We start from the raw sequence: 13091 nt of genomic DNA, 5'->3' as shown, positions 1-13091 counted from the left end.
TTAAGGAATTAATCATAGTGTGTGTATCAACCTTATGTATTTTAACCATGATTACAATGAAAACAGTAGAAGCAGAAGAATATGTAGAAAAAAACAAAAGTATAAATGCGTTAGCAATGAAATCTGATGGCGTAGATATAGGTATAGTTTTAAGCGAAAATATAGGAAATAGTGCGCTTGATGTGGTGAAAGATATTTATGTTAATAAAGCTAATATAGATAACATAAAAGATGTTGCTTTAAATAACAAAATACTCTATGAAAACATAGTTTGTAATGAAAATGAAATCTTAACGGAGGAAGAAGTTACAAATAAAATAATAGAGCATAATAATGCAAATGATCAACAAATAGTTAGTTTTACAGTTACTAAAGAAAATAAAGTTAAGTATATAAAAGTAAAATCAAATAATGATCAAGTAGCATTTACAACTTTGAGCCAAGGCAATACAGAACTAAATCGACAAGTTTTTCTACATAATTCAATGACTACTCCAGTAAGTGGAATACTAACTTCTACTTTTGGAGAACAACGTAATGGTTATAATCATAAAGGTATAGACTTAGCTGCAGATAGTGGTACATCAATACAGGCTGCACTTGATGGAAAAGTAAGTTTTTCGGGAGTTGAAAAAGGATATGGAAATGTTGTAATAATAGATCATAAGAACAACTTACAAACTGTATATGCACATTGTAGTAAGCTAAATGTATCTGTTGGAGAGTGGGTTTCAACGGGGCAAGTTATAGCAGAAGTAGGAAGCACTGGTGATAGTACAGGACCACATTTGCATTTTGAGATTAAAGTAGATGGAAATAATATAAATCCATTAGAATATAATGGTTCTAATGAATATTAAGACATCTAATTATAAAGGTTTAGAAAATTTTTTCTAAACCTTTATAATATTAGTAAAGTAAAGTTAACTTGAAAACAAAAAAAATATTGACTTATTATTCCTTTAGTAATATACTTTGATTATCAAACTATTTGAAAATCAAACAAAAGGGAGGAGGAATTTCGATGAAATCCTCTAATTCTAAAAATCAAGTTCTAAATGAATTATTAGTAACTATATTTAATGATATTTTAGAAATTGAACAAAATGCATTAAGACAAGGTGTACTTAATGATTTATCTGTTACCGAAATACATACTATTGAAGCTATAGGGATGTATAAAGCAAGAACTATGACTGAAATAGCTAATGATTTAAGTATAACCGTTGGTACTTTAACTACAGCTATAACAAAACTTGTTAAAAAAGGGTATGTTGAAAGAACCAGAGGGGAAGAAGATAGAAGAGCTGTAATGATAGCCCTTACAAGAAGGGGTAAGCTTGCGTATAGAGTACATGAAAAATTTCATCAAGAAATGATAAATGAAACCATAAATGGACTTTCCGAGGAAGAAGAGCATGTATTAATAAAATCATTAGAAAAGGTAAATAGCTTCTTCAAGGAAAAATATAATCTTAAAAAGAAGTAAAGGAGAAACATTGTGAGTGGTTCAAGAATAATAGGTACTGGATCTTACACGCCGGACAATGTGATTTCGAATAAAGTATTAGAAAACATTGTAGATACATCAGATAAATGGATACAAGAAAGAACGGGAATAGTAGAAAGAAGTATATCAAACGGAGAGGATACCACAGATATAGCAACTAAGGCTGCAATAAGAGCATTAGAAAGTTGTGGATTAGAAAGTAGCAATATAGATTTAATTTTAGTTGCTACAGTTAGTCCAGATGCTTTAATTCCTTCAGTTGCATGTAATGTACAAAAGCATATTGGAGCAACAAATGCTATGGCATTTGATATAAATGCAGCTTGTAGTGGTTTTATATTTGCTTTAGATATAGCTAATAACTATATAGCGACAGGAAGGGCGAAGAATGCTCTTATAATTGGAGCTGAGGTTCTATCTAAGATTGTAGATTGGGAAGATAGGAATACATGCATATTATTTGGAGATGGAGCAGGAGCAGTGGTATTAACTTCAGATGATACTGAGAATATATCATATATTAATTGTAAAAGTGTAGGATCCAAGGGAGAATCACTTACTTGTAATGTGTTACCACTGGTGAATCCTTATACAAAAGAGATTGATGAATCTGATTATAAGATAAAAATGAATGGAAAAGAAATTTATAAGTTTGCAGTTCGAATCATGGAAGAAGAGTTTAATAGAATTCTTAAAGAAAGTGAATTGTGTAAGGAAGAGATAGATTTCATACTTCCACATCAAGCTAATTTAAGAATGTTAGAAAGTTTTAGTAAAAAAATCGGTATTCCACTGTCTAAATTTATTGTAAATTTAGATACTACAGGAAATACATCTGGCGCAAGCATACCAATAGCATTAGATGAAGCTAATAGATCAGGTCGTATATCTAATGGTAATAAAATAATAATTATAGGATTCGGTGGTGGGCTAACATATGGTAGCGCATTACTAAAATGGAATAGTTAAAAATATTAAATTTTAAATATACAGGAGGAATAAGAAATGGTATTAGAAAGAGTTAAACAGGTTATAGCAAAACAATTATCACTAGAGGTAGAGGAGTTAAGTGTAACAGCTTCATTCACAGATGATTTAGGAATAGATTCATTAGAAATATTTGAAATTGTTATGAGTTTAGAAGAAGAGTTTGATATAGAGATACCAAACGAAGATATTGAAAATATCAAGACTGTTCAAGATATTTCAAACTATATAGAAACTAAGGTTCAGTAGTAAAGCTAAGGTCAGGTAGATAACTATCTGACCTTAACCATAGGAGGTACGTATGTTTAAGTCTGATATATGTGAAGTTTTAGGAATAAAATATCCAATAATTCAAGGGGCAATGGCTTGGATTGCAGATAGCAGTTTGGCAAGTAGTGTTTCTAATGCAGGTGGTCTTGGTATTATAGCAGCAGGAAGTAATCTTCCTGAAAATGTAAGAAGTGAAATTAGAAGAGCCAAAGAGCTTACAGACAAGCCTTTTGGAGTAAATATAATGTTAATTAGTGATAATGCAGATGAGGTTGCAAAGATTGTTTGCGAAGAAGGTGTTAAGGTAGTTACCACTGGGGCAGGAAACCCTGGTAAATATATGAATATGTGGAAAAGTCATAATATTAAGGTTATTCCTGTAGTGGCATCTACTGGTCTTGCAAAAAGAATGGAGAGAAGTGGGGCCGATATGATAATTGCAGAAGGTTGTGAAGCTGGCGGTCATATAGGCGAACTTACGACTATGGCACTTCTTCCACAAGTAGTTGATGCAGTAAATATTCCAGTTATAGCAGCTGGAGGCATAGGTGATCCAAGAGGAATGGTAGCAGCATTAGCGCTAGGAGCTAAGGGGTTTCAAGTTGGAACTAGGTTCCTTGTAGCACATGAGTGTACTGTTCATGAGAATTATAAAAAGAAGGTTATAGAGTCAAAGGATATTGATTCGGTAGTAACAGCTAGAAGTACTGGACATCCAATAAGAGTTTTAAGAAATAAATTATCTAGAGAGTATATAAAACTAGAAAAAGAAGGCACATCTGCAGAAGAACTAGAACGTTTAGGGGTAGGTGGACTTAGAAAAGCTGTTATAGAAGGTGATATAGACAATGGTTCAGTTATGGCAGGCCAAATTGCAGCGTTAATCAAGAAACAAGAAAGCTGTGAAGATATTATAAAAGATTTTGTAGAAGGTACAGAAAAACTACTTAAATCTTTAGCAAATAATTTTTAATATAGAGAGGTAACTATGAAAAAAGTAGGTTTTATTTTCCCAGGTCAAGGATGCCAATATGTTGGTATGGGTAAGGAAATATATGAAGAGTTTTCATTAGCTAAGGATATCTTTAGTAGTGCAAATGAAATTTTAGGAAAGAACATAAGTGACCTTTGCTTTAATGGTCCTATAGAGGAATTAACATCTACTGAGAATAATCAGGTTGCTATAGTTACTGTTTCAATAGCATTAGCGAAGATATTGAAGGAACATGGAGTAAATCCAATAGCTATGGCTGGGTTAAGTCTTGGAGAATATTCAGCTTTAATTGCAAGTGGAATTATGAATATTGAAGAAGGTATAGGTGTAGTTAAGCAAAGAGGCATATTCATGAAGGAAGATAGTGATAATACAACAGGTGCTATGGCAGCAGTAATTGGTGGGAAGATTGATGATATTGAAGATGTATGCAATGAGCTTAAATCTAAAGGTATAATATCGGTGGCAAACTATAACTGTAGTTCTCAAACTGTGATTTCAGGAGAGAGTCACCTAGTAGATGAAGCTATGAAAATGTTAAAGGAAAAAGGAGCTAAGAAAATCATTAAACTACCTGTAAGTGGTGGGTTTCATACAGATTTAATGAAAGAAGCTTCAAAAAAACTAAGAAACGAAATTAATAGTGTGAAATTTAATAAAACTACTGTAGATATAATACCTAACGTTACAGGAGAGGTTTTATCAGATATAAATAGTCTTAAAGATTTATTAGAAAATCAAGTTAAATCATCAGTTAAGTGGCAAAAAACAATTGAAACTATGATAGAAATGGGAATAGACACATTCATAGAAGTGGGACCAGGAAAATCTCTTAGTGGATTTGTAAAAAAGATAAATAAAGAAGTTAAGGTATTGAACGTGGAAGACAAGGAATCCATTTATAACACTTTAAAATATTTAGAACTAAGTGTATAGGAGATGATATCAGTATGTTTAAGGGAAAAAATGTTGTAGTTACTGGAGGAAGTAGAGGAATAGGTAAAGCTATTGCTCTAGAGTTTGGGAGAAATGGAGCTAATGTAATAATAAATTACGTTAGTAGTGAAATAGAGGCTAAGAAAGTTGCCGAGGAAATAAAAAACCTTGGTGGAGATGCAATCTTAGTAAAATGTGATGTAAGTAAATTTGATGAAGGTAAGATTTTAATAGATGAAGCTATAAATACCTTTGGATCAATAGATATATTAGTTAATAATGCAGGAATAACAAAAGATGGGTTGCTCATGAGAATGAAAGAAGAACATTTTGATAATGTGTTAGATATAAACCTTAAAGGGGTATTTAATACTTGTAAGTGTGTTATATCTCATATGATTAAACAAAAATGTGGAAGAATAATAAATATTTCTTCAGTAGTAGGAGTTGTAGGAAATGCTGGGCAAGCAAATTATGCAGCATCAAAGGCTGGAGTTATAGGACTTACAAAGTCTATTGCAAAGGAAGTTGGAAGCAGAAGCATAACTGTAAATGCTGTTGCACCAGGCTTTATAAAAAGTGATATGACAGATGTACTTAATGATAAGGTTAAAGATAGTATGTTAAGCGCAATTCCTTTAAATAGATTTGGAATGGCAGAAGAAGTAGCAAAAGTAGTAGCTTTCTTAGCATCAGAAGATGCAGGTTATATTACAGGTCAAGTTATAAATGTAGATGGCGGCATGGTAATGTAGTGAAATAGGAGGAATAAATAAATGGATAAAAGAGTTGTAATTACAGGTATGGGAGCAGTAACTCCTATAGGAAACGATGTAAATAGTTTTTGGAATGGTATTAAAGAAGGACAGTGTGGGATAGACTTTATAAAGTCTATGGATGTTGAAAAGTTTAAGGTGAAAATTGCAGCTGAGGTTAAAAATTTTAATCCAGATATAGTTTTAGATAAAAAAGAGAGTAAGAGAATGGATAAATATTGTCAGTTTGCCATGGTTGCAGCTGATGAAGCTGTAAAATCTTCAAAGTTGAAACTAGAAGAAGTGGATAGTTATAGATTAGGGGTTTTAGTAAGTTCAGGAATTGGTGGACTTCAAATATTAGAACATGAATATAGAAGGATGATAGAAAAAGACACAACCAAAGTATCACCTTTCTTAATTCCTATGATGATAGGGAATATTGCAGCAGGAAATATAGCCATTAAATATGATGCTAAAGGTCCTTGCATGTCAATAGTAACAGCTTGTGCTACAGGAACAAATAGTATTGGTGAAGGTTTTGAAATGATAAGGGCTAATAGAGCTGATGTAATTATTGCTGGTGGAGCAGAGGCATCTATATCTCAAACTGGTGTTGCTGGATTTACATCTTTAACTGCACTTAGTAAGAGTGAAGATCCTAAAAGAGCATCTATTCCATTTGATAAAAATAGAAGTGGGTTTGTAATGGGTGAAGGAGCTGGAGTAGTTATCCTAGAAGAGTTAGAGCACGCAAAAGCAAGAGGAGCTAAGATATATGGAGAAGTCGTAGGGTATGGATCAACTTGTGATGCTTATCATATAACATCACCTAGTCCAGATGGAGAAGGCGCCTCAAGGTCAATGAAGCTTGCCATAGAACAAGGAAATATAAGATTAGAAGATGTTTCTTATATAAACGCACATGGTACTAGTACTCCTTATAATGATAAGTTTGAAACTATTGCTATTAAAAATTTATTTAAAGAAGTGGCATATAACATTCCTGTTAGTTCTACAAAATCTATGACAGGTCATCTTTTAGGTGCATCAGGAGCAATAGAGTCAATTGTATGTATTAAGGCTTTAGAGGAAGGGTTTGTTCCACCAACAGTAGGACTTGAAGAGAAGGATGAAGATTGCGACTTAGATTATGTAGCAAATGTTGGAAGAAAAGCTGAACTTAAGTATGCACTATCAAATTCATTAGGATTCGGCGGACATAATGCTACACTTTTATTCAAGAAATGGGAGGAATAGTAATGAATTACGAAGCTATTGAAAGGTTAATAAAACTAATAAATGACTCTAATCTAAAAGAATTAGAATTAGAAGAAGCTGGGCTTAGAATAAGAATGAGTAAAAATGATTCTAGTAAAGTTATTTACACTGATGATAAACAGGATATAAATAGATCTATTACCATGGAAAATAGTGTGGTTAAGACCACTAATCCAATTAATCAAGATACCCAGGTTAATTTAAAATCAGAATATAATATTGACGAAGTAACCAGTGTAGACAAGAGTTTAGATGAATGTTTTATTGTAAAGTCACCTATGGTAGGAACTTTCTATTCTTCTCCCACAGAAGATGGAGAACCCTATGTTAAGGTTGGAGATACTGTTTCAAAAGGTTCTACAATTTGCATAGTTGAAGCTATGAAGTTAATGAATGAAATTGAATGTGAAATTGATGGAACTATAGCACAAGTATTTGTAGAAAATGGAGAAGTTGTTGAGTTTGGGCAACCTATAATGGCTATAAGAAATTAATTAAGTATTATTCAACTTAATTATAGAAGGAGTGAATCAGATGTCAGACTTAAATGAAGTTAAGGATGTAATTAAACTAAATATAAAAGAAATACAGGATATAATTCCTCATAGATATCCATTCCTATTTGTGGATGGAATAGAATCTTTAGATCCTATGAAGAAGGCTGTTGGATACAAAAATGTGACAATGAATGAATACTTCTTTCAAGGACATTTTCCACAAGAGCCAGTATTACCGGGAGTAATAATTATTGAGGCTTTAGCGCAGGTTGGTGCAATTGCACTACTTTATGATGAGGCGTTTAGAGGAAAGATAGCATATTTTGGTGGAATAAAAAATGCTAGATTTAGAAGAAAGGTTGTTCCTGGAGATAGATTAAAATTAGAGGTTGAAATTATAAAAATAAAGGGACCAATGGGTATTGGAAAAGCAGTGGCAACAGTTGATGGAAACATTGCTTGTGAATGTGAGTTAACTTTTGCTGTAGGAGTATAGGAAGTAAGAGAGGTAGCGATATGTTTAAAAAAATATTAATTGCAAATAGAGGCGAAATTGCAGTTAGAATAATTAGAGCTTGCAGGGAAATGGACATACAGACGGTGGCAGTATATTCAGAAGGCGATAAGGATGCACTCCATACACAAATGGCAGATGAATGTGTTTGTATTGGACCATCACCTTCAAAAGATAGTTATTTAAATGAAAATAATATTTTGAGTGCTACTATATTAAAGGGTGCAGAAGCTATTCATCCTGGATTTGGATTTTTATCTGAAAATAATAGGTTTGCAAAGATGTGTGAGGAATGTAATATCAAATTTATAGGACCAACTTCAGATAACATAAGTAACATGGGAAACAAATCAAGAGCTAGACAACTTATGGAAGAAGCAAAGGTTCCAGTTGTACCAGGTTCTAAAGGAATTGTTACAAGTGAAGAGGACGCTTTGTTAATAGCTAAAGAAATAGGATATCCAGTAATGATAAAGGCCTCCAGTGGAGGTGGAGGAAAGGGAATTAGGATTGTAAATAATGAGAATCAGCTCATAAGTGATTTTAATGCAGCTAAAAGAGAAGCTAAAGTTTCATTTAATGATGATTCGATGTATATAGAGAAGTTTGTAGAGAAACCAAGACATATAGAAATTCAGTTAATAGCTGATAGTTATGGAAATACAGTATACCTAGGAGAACGTGAATGTTCCATACAAAGAAAAAATCAAAAGGTATTGGAAGAAGCACCATCTGTTATTCTTGATGAGAATATGAGAAAAAAAATGGGTGAAGCTGCAGTTAAAGCTGCTAAATCCATAGGATATGTTAATGCTGGAACTATAGAATTTTTAGTAGATAAAAATTTAAATTTCTACTTTATGGAGATGAATACCAGAATACAGGTAGAACACCCAGTAACAGAAATGGTAACAGGTATAGATTTAATAAAAGAACAAATTAAGGTAGCTTATGGAGAAAAACTAAGTTTTTCACAAGAGGATATAAATATTACAGGCCACTCTATTGAGTGTAGAATAAATGCAGAGGATCCATATAAAAACTTTATGCCATGCCCAGGATTAATAACAAACTTATATGTACCCGGCGGAAATGGTATAAGATTAGATTCTGCAGTATATCAAGGATATAAAATACCACATACTTATGATTCTATGATTGGAAAGTTAATAGTCCATGGTAAAGATCGAAAGGAAGCTATAAGTAAAATGAAGAGAGCTTTAGGAGAATTTATAATAGAGGGCGTTAGCACAAACATAGATCTTCAGTTAAGTATTTTATCTAATGATAATTTTATTAATGGAAATTTTGACACCAGTTTTTTAGAAACCTATCTTAAAAGTAATAAATAGAATTATTACTTTTTAACACAAGTTTCTATAAGAAATGTAATTATATCAAATATATTAAGATTAATTAATTATAGATATAAGTTTATTATTAAGGGTTTAGGATTTTTATATAGAAGATTAAGTTATATATAAGTTTAATCTAGATGAGGTATGATATGAAAGAGTTAAAATCATTATTTAAAAAGAATGTTTATATAGAAATAAAACCTACTAAAGATCAAGAAGCAGCTAAAAAACCAAAAGTTCCAGATGGTATGTGGGTTAGATGTTCAGGGTGTGGAAAGACCATATATAGAGGAGATCTAGAGAGTAATCTAAAAGTTTGTTACTCTTGTGGAGGTCATTTTAGATTAACTGCAAAAGAAAGAATTAAACAGATAATTGATGAGGGAAGCTTTACAGAATGGTTTAGTGATATATCTTCAGTTAACCCTTTAGATTTTCCAGATTATGATGAAAAAATAAGGTTAGTAAAAGAAAAAACAGATATGAATGATGCAGTAATAACAGGCTGCGGAAATATATGTGGTAAGAAAGTTATAATATGTGTAATGGATAGTAATTTTCTAATGGGAAGTATGGGAAGTGTAGTAGGAGAGAAGATTACAAGATCAGTAGAAAAAGCTACCCATGAAAAATTACCAATTATAATATTCACATGTTCGGGTGGAGCTAGAATGCAGGAGGGAATTTTATCCTTGATGCAAATGGCTAAGACTTCAGCAGCATTGTCTTATCACAATAATGAAGGGTTACTATATATAACGGTTTTAACAGATCCTACAACAGGAGGAGTAACTGCTAGTTTTGCCATGCTTGGAGATATAATCCTTGCAGAACCTAATACCCTTATTGGATTTGCAGGAAGAAGAGTTATAGAACAAACAATAAGACAAAAGCTACCTGAAGATTTTCAAAGAGCAGAGTTTCTTCTAGAAAAAGGATATATAGATAAAATAGTGCATCGAAAAGCTATGAAAAGCACACTTAGTACTATTTTAGAATTGCATAATAGTTGAAATTTAAAATGTTAGAGGGTGTAGTAAGATTATGAAAGATAAAGCTACTTCATGGGAAAAAGTTAATATAGCAAGAAGTATAAAAAGACCTACAGCGTTAGATTATATAAATGATATATTTACAGATTTTATGGAATTAAAAGGTGATAGAGGTTACGGTGATGATAGTGCTATAGTAGGTGGAATAGCTAGGCTTTTAAATCACAGTGTTACGGTGATAGGAATACAAAAGGGAAATAATACAAAGGAAAATATAGATAGGAACTTTGGAATGCCAAAACCAGAGGGGTATAGGAAAGCTTTAAGGCTTATGAAACAAGCAGAAAAGTTTAAAAGACCAGTAATCATATTTATAGATACACCTGGAGCATTTTGTGGGATAGAATCAGAAGAGCGAGGTATAGGAGAGGCAATAGCAAAAAATCTTATGACAATGAGTACTTTAAAAGTTCCTATAATTTCTATAATTATAGGAGAAGGTGGTAGTGGTGGAGCGCTAGCATTAGCAGTTGCAGATGAGATTTGGATGTTGGAAAACTCTATATATTCTATTTTATCACCAGAAGGGTTTGCATCTATATTATACAAAGATGTTTCAAGAGCTAAGGAAGCATCAGAAAAGATGAAGATAACCTCAGAGAACCTATTAAGTTTAGGTGTAATAGATAGAGCTATAAAAGAACCTATAGGAGGAGCTCAAGAGGATTTTAATAAGATGTCAACCAGTATATACATGCATTTAAAGGAAGCGGTAGAAAGACTAAGCAAAGAACCTATAGATTCACTACTTACCAAAAGATATTATAAGTTTAGAAAACTAGGAAAGTTTACTGAAAATGCAAAATAAATATATAAAAATTAAATAATAGTTTTAAACTATGACCAATTACTAATATAGTATTTAATGTAAATTATTTTAAGTTGTGATAAAATGATTGTAATACTAATATTAATTGGTCATATTTTATTTGTATAAATATATAATACATAGTACTGTATATAAATAAAAATATGAAGTAGAATTATGGTACAGGTTTTAAAACTTTACATAATAGTTAATTCTAAAAAATAAGGCTATTATGTAGATAAAAGATAGTTAGTATAAAATAAATTTACAAATTATAAATATATATAAATAAGAAATTGAGGGGAATGGAATTTATGAAAGATAATTTAGTTTTGATGGTTGATTCAGGAAGTGATTTACCAATAGAATTTATAAAAAATCCTAACGTAATAGGCCTTCCAATAGGATGTAATTTTAAAGGCAAAGATATGGAGGATTACTTTGGTGAAACCATAGACAGTAGAGAATTTTATGAAGGGTTAAGAATAGGAGAAATGTATACTACATCACAGATAAATGTATATAAATTTCAAGAGGCTTTTAGAACACTTGCTAGTGAGGGGAAAGCAGTTATTTATATAGGTCTTTCTTCAGGGTTATCTGGAACTATAAATAATGCTAGAGCAGCAGCTTTAAATATAAAAGAAGAAATACCATCAAGTGATATAACTGTAATAGATAGCTTATGTGCTAGTATGGGAATAGCACTTTTAGCTCATAAAGCATACGATATGATGAAGCAAGAAAAGTCAAAAGAAGAGATAGTAACATTCATAGAAAATATAAAATTAAAGGTAAATCATTATTTTACTGTAGATGACTTAAACCACCTAAAAAGAGGAGGAAGAGTATCAAGCTCTGCAGCAGCGGTAGGAACAGTATTAAATGTAAAACCTATTCTTCATATGGATAATGAAGGAAAGCTTGTGCCCTTATATAAAGTAAGAGGAAGAAAAAAAGCTATATCAGAGCTTGCAAAAAAATTCATTGAAAAAGGTGGAGATGAATCGCAACTTATAACAATATCTCATGGAGATTGTATAGAAGATGCGGAGGTTTTAGAGGCGTTATGTAGAAAAAAAGGAAATGTTAAAGATTGTATAATAAATCATCTTGGGCCAACTATAGGGAGCCATACAGGTGCAGGATTATTGGCTTTATTCTTTATAGGAAGTGAAAGATAAAACTAAAGGTATAAATATTATATATTATTTATAATTAGATAAAAATTATAGATTTAATTGTAAACAAACATATCATTAATGAGTATATAGTTAGTATAGATACTAGTTAAATGTTAATAAAAATGAATTATTTTAAGATGGGAGGGGGATTATGAAAAGTAGAAATATACTTAAGATAATCAAAAAAGCTATTGCTAAGTCCCAACTTAAAGACAAGATAACCAGTAGAAGTAACTATGTTTATAATAGAACATTAGCTAAAGCTTATGCCGAGGCTTATGCAGAGTCACCTAATTTAAAGGAATACCCACTATTTAAGGAGAATGATTGTACCAATTTTATATCTCAGGTATTAGTTGCAGGTGGTATGAAAATGGAGGGAACAGACTATAGAAAGGTTACTGATTGGTTTTGTTACACTAAAGATGCTATGGCATTAAGAAAAGTTTCATTAACTTGGAGAGGTTCTCAGTATTTCAGAATGTATTGGGGAAATAAAAATGGCGAAGGAAATAACATGGCTAATGAGTACAGAGAATTAACTGTAGAAGAAGCTATAGCAAAGTTTGATGAACTATATAAATATCTAATGATAGGCGATGTCATACAATATGCAGATAGTAATCAAAATGTATACCATTCTCAAGTAATACACTCAAAGGAATTTAATGTATCATTAAACATGTACGATATATTTATTGCTCAACATAGTGTTAACAGAAAGCATGTATCCTTATATCAATATTTAAAGTTGTTAAGGAATAAAAAAGCAAGATATGTATATATTTATCATTTTTAATAAGTTATAAAAAGGTTTTGTAGACATTGTTATACAAAACCTTTTTATCATGTAAAATTTTTAATTATATAAAGGAATAAGTGATATAATAGATGTAAAACATATATAAATATGAAAATTTAATATAAAATATAGATTTATAAGTA

General features: G+C 31.4%; 15 protein-coding genes. All 15 read left to right on the top strand.

Annotated features, from left to right (window positions below; all coding sequences use genetic code 11):
- Nucleotides 1-860, top strand: an 860-nt coding sequence (locus tag RSD37_RS10850; protein ID WP_346946759.1) for a M23 family metallopeptidase, incomplete at its 5' end; no start/stop codon positions are given.
- Nucleotides 861-1024: 164 nt separating this feature from the next.
- Nucleotides 1025-1489, top strand: coding sequence for a MarR family transcriptional regulator (locus RSD37_RS10845; protein ID WP_346946758.1), 465 nt, complete (start codon nucleotides 1025-1027; stop codon nucleotides 1487-1489).
- A gap of 12 nt (nucleotides 1490-1501) precedes the next feature.
- A complete protein-coding gene (locus tag RSD37_RS10840) occupies nucleotides 1502-2479 on the top strand; it encodes a beta-ketoacyl-ACP synthase III (RefSeq protein WP_346946757.1) in 978 nt (325 codons plus the stop codon).
- Between the two features lie 36 nt (nucleotides 2480-2515).
- Nucleotides 2516-2746, top strand: coding sequence for an acyl carrier protein (gene acpP, locus RSD37_RS10835; protein WP_346946756.1), 231 nt, complete (start codon nucleotides 2516-2518; stop codon nucleotides 2744-2746).
- A 52-nt stretch (nucleotides 2747-2798) separates the two neighbouring features.
- Nucleotides 2799-3740: an enoyl-[acyl-carrier-protein] reductase FabK gene (fabK, locus tag RSD37_RS10830; RefSeq protein WP_346946755.1), complete on the top strand. Its 942-nt coding sequence runs from the start codon at nucleotides 2799-2801 to the stop codon at nucleotides 3738-3740.
- Nucleotides 3741-3755: 15 nt separating this feature from the next.
- Nucleotides 3756-4697, top strand: coding sequence for an ACP S-malonyltransferase (fabD, locus tag RSD37_RS10825; protein WP_346946754.1), 942 nt, complete (start codon nucleotides 3756-3758; stop codon nucleotides 4695-4697).
- 14 nt (nucleotides 4698-4711) lie between these two features.
- Nucleotides 4712-5452 carry a 3-oxoacyl-[acyl-carrier-protein] reductase gene (gene fabG, locus RSD37_RS10820; RefSeq protein WP_346946753.1) on the top strand — a complete coding sequence of 247 codons (741 nt, stop codon included), beginning with the start codon at nucleotides 4712-4714 and terminating at the stop codon, nucleotides 5450-5452.
- Nucleotides 5453-5473: 21 nt separating this feature from the next.
- The gene (gene fabF / locus RSD37_RS10815) at nucleotides 5474-6712 is read left to right on the top strand and encodes a beta-ketoacyl-ACP synthase II (protein ID WP_346946752.1); all 1239 of its coding nucleotides are present in this window, start codon (nucleotides 5474-5476) and stop codon (nucleotides 6710-6712) included.
- A 2-nt stretch (nucleotides 6713-6714) separates the two neighbouring features.
- A complete protein-coding gene (gene accB / locus RSD37_RS10810) occupies nucleotides 6715-7227 on the top strand; it encodes an acetyl-CoA carboxylase biotin carboxyl carrier protein (protein WP_346946751.1) in 513 nt (170 codons plus the stop codon).
- 40 nt (nucleotides 7228-7267) lie between these two features.
- Nucleotides 7268-7726 (top strand): 3-hydroxyacyl-ACP dehydratase FabZ, encoded by a 459-nt coding sequence (gene fabZ, locus RSD37_RS10805; RefSeq protein WP_346946750.1) that lies wholly within the window; start codon nucleotides 7268-7270, stop codon nucleotides 7724-7726.
- Between the two features lie 20 nt (nucleotides 7727-7746).
- Nucleotides 7747-9096: an acetyl-CoA carboxylase biotin carboxylase subunit gene (locus RSD37_RS10800; protein WP_346946749.1), complete on the top strand. Its 1350-nt coding sequence runs from the start codon at nucleotides 7747-7749 to the stop codon at nucleotides 9094-9096.
- Nucleotides 9097-9251: 155 nt separating this feature from the next.
- Entirely contained in the window at nucleotides 9252-10115 is an 864-nt protein-coding gene (gene accD / locus RSD37_RS10795) for an acetyl-CoA carboxylase, carboxyltransferase subunit beta (protein WP_346946748.1), read from the top strand.
- A 31-nt stretch (nucleotides 10116-10146) separates the two neighbouring features.
- Nucleotides 10147-10962 carry an acetyl-CoA carboxylase carboxyltransferase subunit alpha gene (locus RSD37_RS10790; protein ID WP_346946747.1) on the top strand — a complete coding sequence of 272 codons (816 nt, stop codon included), beginning with the start codon at nucleotides 10147-10149 and terminating at the stop codon, nucleotides 10960-10962.
- A 314-nt stretch (nucleotides 10963-11276) separates the two neighbouring features.
- Nucleotides 11277-12146 carry a DegV family protein gene (locus RSD37_RS10785; RefSeq protein WP_346946746.1) on the top strand — a complete coding sequence of 290 codons (870 nt, stop codon included), beginning with the start codon at nucleotides 11277-11279 and terminating at the stop codon, nucleotides 12144-12146.
- 151 nt (nucleotides 12147-12297) lie between these two features.
- Nucleotides 12298-12945 carry an amidase domain-containing protein gene (locus RSD37_RS10780; RefSeq protein WP_346946745.1) on the top strand — a complete coding sequence of 216 codons (648 nt, stop codon included), beginning with the start codon at nucleotides 12298-12300 and terminating at the stop codon, nucleotides 12943-12945.
- Nucleotides 12946-13091: the final 146 nt, after the last annotated feature.

It is taken from the genome of Clostridium sp. (genome assembly GCF_036646415.1).
Classification (GTDB): Bacteria; Bacillota; Clostridia; order Clostridiales; family Clostridiaceae; genus Clostridium_J.
Note: the sequence above shows the minus strand (reverse complement) of the source record. Positions and strands in the feature narration are given on the sequence as shown.